Here is a 4668-nt window from a genome sequence, read left to right on the forward strand (position 1 = left end):
CGCTTCGGGAGCAGCCACCGTCTCCCGGACATCGATATCCTTACAATTCCAGAAGGATGTCCCCGCGGGGATAAGGTGCCCGATGATAACATTTTCCTTGAGGCCCTTCAGTTTATCGACGTCACCCCAGACGGCGGCGCCAGCGAGGACCTGGGCTGTTTGCTGGAAGGAGGCCGAGCTCAGGAAACTATCCGTGGCCAGGGCCGCCTTGGTGATGCCGTGGATAACGGGCTTCCAGGCCGGCTCCTCCCTGAGCCTGCGGACAAAGGTCACCCTCTGGAGGGTGCGTTTCGTCTCTGACTGGGTGAAGATGGGCCGGAGAACCATCTCATCGGGGTCGGCCGACAAAAGAGCTTCCAGGACCTGGCTGTTGACTTCGCTCCCGGAGGCGGCTACGACATCGCCCTTCTTGTCCTTCACAGGTTCCAGGAGCACCTTGCCGTAGGCGACATCGGAAAGCACCTTCCTCAAGATGGCGTCCCTGGACAGTATCTCACCGTCGTCGACCTCGACCGCGGTCAGTTCGGCCTCCACCAGGCCCCTCACGATGCTGCCATCGACAAGTTGCGGTATGTCGGTGACGGCGTTGCCGTCGGAGTCGATGGCCTGCACAAGAGGCCTTGCCCAGTACTGGTCAATGAGCATCTTCTGGACCGCGTCGGAGACGGTCACCGTCTCAGGGGACCGCCAGACTTTCACGGATTCAACGTTGTTCTCCCTGATCACCGAGGCGACAGGGTCATCGATGACCCTGTCGGCGGCCAGGAGCGTCTTGCCGTCGGCGACCACGTCCTCGGCGAGGTAGGACTTGTCCTTCATTTCCTCGAGGATCGCCACGTCTCTCACGAGTATCATCGGCGGGAAATCCCGAGTAAGCAGCGCCAGGTTCGAACTCGAAAGGGTGCTCCCCGGATCGATCGCCTCATCCTCGGACAGTTCGATCTTTTCGGTCAGGACCAGTCCAGCCATGCTCCTCCTGAACGAAGATTCGCCGACGATCACGCGGAGGATATCTCCTCCGTCCTCGAGGGTCAGTTCCGTTACACCCGAGCCGGGACGGAGGATCTGCCGGACCGCCTTTTCATCGAGCACCTGGCCCTTGGCGGCCAGGGCGGACTCTACATCGCCCTGTCCCACGACATCATTCAGTTTTTTCTCGACCATGATCTTCAGGGCCTCCTGGAGGAAACGTTCATTGTCGGCCCTTATCTGCTCGATTTCCTTCTCTATATCACTGAGCCATGCCAGTTCCATGGATACGAAGGAGCTGTCCCCCTCCTCGATTACCCTTACCCTGTTGACGGGCGCGACCTTCCGCAGGATGACCTCGATGTGCTTGTTGCTGACGGAGACGCCCTGGGACAGGTAAACCGACTGGATATTGTCCACCAGGTAGTTCTGAACAGCCTCCAGCCCCTCGATCTCGAGTAGTTGCTGCGGGTCGACATGCCCATCGGTCAGGGCCTGTCCCTTTGCTACGGGTTGCCCCTCCTCCACGAGGAGTGGCTGCGACGCCGGAATATTGTAGGAGGATCGGGACTCCACGCCATCCACTTCGGAGGAAATGAAAACCTTTCTCTTGCCCTCCATCTCCCTGATCTCCGAAATGTACCCATCCCGGTCGGAGAGGAATGCCACCTTTTTGGGGCGCCGCACCTCGAAGAGTTGTTCAATCCTGGGAAGACCCTGGGTTATGTCCTCCCCGGTGATGCGGACGCCGCCGGTATGGAAGGTCCGCATGGTCAACTGTGTCCCGGGCTCCCCGATGGACTGGGCCGCCACTACCCCGACGGCCTCTCCCATGAGCACCTTTTCCCTCGACGAAAGATCCATACCATAGCACTGCCGGCATATTCCGTCCTGGAGGGAGCAAGTCAGGGGACTCCTCACCCAGACCTCCTCCAGGCCGGCCTTTTCGATCTGCCCGGCCCTTTCGGCGTCGATCAGGCCCCCGGCGGGTACGATCATCTCCCCCGTCTCGGGGTTCACTATATCCCTGAGGTTGGTCCTGCCGATGATCCTCTCGCTGAGAGAGATGATCATCTTGTCGTCCTGCAGGAGGGGTCTTATGCAGACGCCCTTGTCGGTGCCACAGTCATCGGCGGTAATGATCAGGTCCTGGGCGACATCGACGAGCCGCCGGGTCAGGTAGCCTGACTTAGCCGTCCTGAGGGCAGTGTCGGCCAACCCCTTCCTGGCACCGTGGGTGGAAATGAAGTATTCCAGGCTGTTAAGGCCCTCTCGAAAGTTCGACACTATGGGGTAGTCGATGATCTTCCCCGACGGGTCGGCCATGAGCCCACGAATACCGGCCATCTGCGCCACCTGGCTTTTGCTGCCCCGGGCGCCCGATTCCATCATCATCCTGATGGGGTTGGTGACCTCCATGTTGGTCAGGACGGCGTCGGCCGCCTCCCGGGAGGCCTCGGACCAAAGGGTCTCCTTCTGCCTCAGGTATTCGTCCTCGGTGAGGACGCCCATCTCGTACTGGGACGAGAGGACCTCCTCCTTAGCCAGGGCTTCGCTCACGATGTCCTTCTTTTGAAGGGGTATGACGACATCACCAAGCCCGAAGCTGATGCCGCTGGTGGTGGACCACTGGTACCCCAGTTCCTTGATCTTGTCCAGCATCTCCACGAGGGCTTCTTGTCCCACGCGGTCGTAGGCGGCATCGATTAGCGCTCCAAGGGGTTTCTTCCCCATCTGCTTGTTTATATAGCGCAGGTCCGGATGGAGGATGCTGTTGAAGAGGACGCGGCCCGGCGAGGTGGTGATCCACTCTCCCCTGAATTTGAGCTGGATCTTGCTGTTGATATCGAGCACTTCGAAATCCAGGGCGGAGAGAACGTCTTCGATGGACAGGAACCTCATCCCTTCGCCTTTCCTGCCCTCGAGCATGGCCGTCACGTAGTAGATCCCCAGGACTATATCCTGGGTGGGCGTGACGACGGGCCTGCCGCTCGCCGGCGAGAGGAGGTTCCTGGCCGACAGCATTATCGTCTGGGCCTCCACGCGGGCCTCTATGGACAGGGGTACGTGGACCGCCATCTGGTCACCGTCGAAGTCGGCGTTAAAGGCGGTGCACACCAGGGGATGGAGCCTGAGCGCCTTCCCTTCCATGAGGACGGGCTCAAAGGCCTGTATCCCCAGGCGGTGCAGTGTCGGCGCCCTGTTGAGCAGCACCGGGTGGCCCTTGATGACTTCCTCAAGGATGCCCCAAACGTCCTCGCGGCCCCGTTCGATGGCCCTCTTGGCGCTCTTTACATTTGGCGAGAGGCCCTGCTCCACCAGTTTGTTGATGACGAAGGGTTTGAAGAGTTCCAGCGCCATCTGCTTCGGAACGCCGCACTGGTGGATCTTCAGTCCGGGACCGATGACGATGACGGATCGACCCGAGTAGTCGACTCTCTTGCCGAGCAAGTTCTGGCGAAACCTACCCTTTTTGCCTCGGAGAAGATCCGAAAGGCTCTTCAGGGGCCTGTTCCCGGCGCCGCGCACGGCCTTGCCCATTCTCCCGTTATCTATCAGGGCATCGACGGACTCCTGGAGCATCCTCTTCTCGTTCCGGATGATTATCTCCGGCGCCCGGAGTTCCTGCAGTTTCCGAAGCCTGTTGTTACGGTTTATCACCCTCCTGTAGAGGTCGTTGAGGTCCGAAGTGGCGAAACGGCCGCCGTCCAGCTGGACCATGGGCCTCAGATCGGGCGGAATGACCGGGAGAGCCTGGAATACCATCCACTCCGGCTTTCCGTCGCTCTTGCGGAAGTCCTCGGCGACCTGCAGCCTTTTGACCAGTTTTCTCTTTTTCTGGCCGGTGGATTCCCCTATCTCGTCCCTGAGAGAGGCCGCCAGTTCGTTCAGGTTTATCCTTGAAAGGAGCGATAGGACGCCCTCGGCTCCGATGCCGGCCTCGAATTCCTTGTCATAGGCCGCACAGAGGCGCTGTTCCCTTTCCAGGATGATGTCTCCCCGCTGGAAGGGTGAACTACCGCCCTCAATGACCATGTAGCAGGGGTCCTCGATGGTCACGGATTCCCCCGTGACCGAGAACCTCCCCGGGTACTTCTGGAAGAAGAGTTCATACTCGCTGAAGGAGATAACATCGCCCTTCTTGAAGGGCAGTTTGACCACGGCGGTGACGATAAAACCCTCTTCGTTGCCGACAAGGGCCCGTTCCGCCTGGAGGTCTCCATGCTCGGAAAGGGCCTTTTCCCTCTCCGTGGCGGACAGCACCCGCCCCTCCGGGTAAAGGCTGTCGGAAGGCGACTCGGTGATGCGGAAGGCCGGTTCTACCTTGAATACCTTGTCGCCGAAATCGCGCTTGAAGATCCCGACCTGGCTTGCGGAGATCACATCACCGGTATTGGCCGGGATGTCATCGACCGGACCCACCCGATGGGCCTCCTCGGCCTTAAACCTGTGGTCATAATGCCTGTGGATCCTCTCCTCACACTCGGAGACCAGGTCACCCCTTTTCAGCAGGTCCGTCCTGCGGCCTTCCATGACCACCTTGTAGACGGGCTCTCGCCGCCGTGTGGGGGCGAAGTAGACCACCTTCTCGAGATCCTTCGTGGCGGTCCCCAGGAGGAGGCTGAGCCGGCTCGGTATCCCCCGCAGGTACCAGATATGGACCACCGGCGCCGCGAGTTCGATGTGCCCTATGCGTTC

At 60.2% G+C, this 4668-nt stretch carries 1 protein-coding gene; it reads right to left on the reverse strand.

Annotated elements, in window-relative coordinates:
• A partial coding sequence (gene rpoC / locus GX108_01075; GenBank protein NLO55642.1) for a DNA-directed RNA polymerase subunit beta' occupies window positions 1-4668 on the reverse strand: 4668 nt, incomplete at both ends.

This window comes from Thermovirga sp. (assembly GCA_012523215.1).
Classification (GTDB): domain Bacteria; phylum Synergistota; class Synergistia; order Synergistales; family Thermovirgaceae; genus 58-81.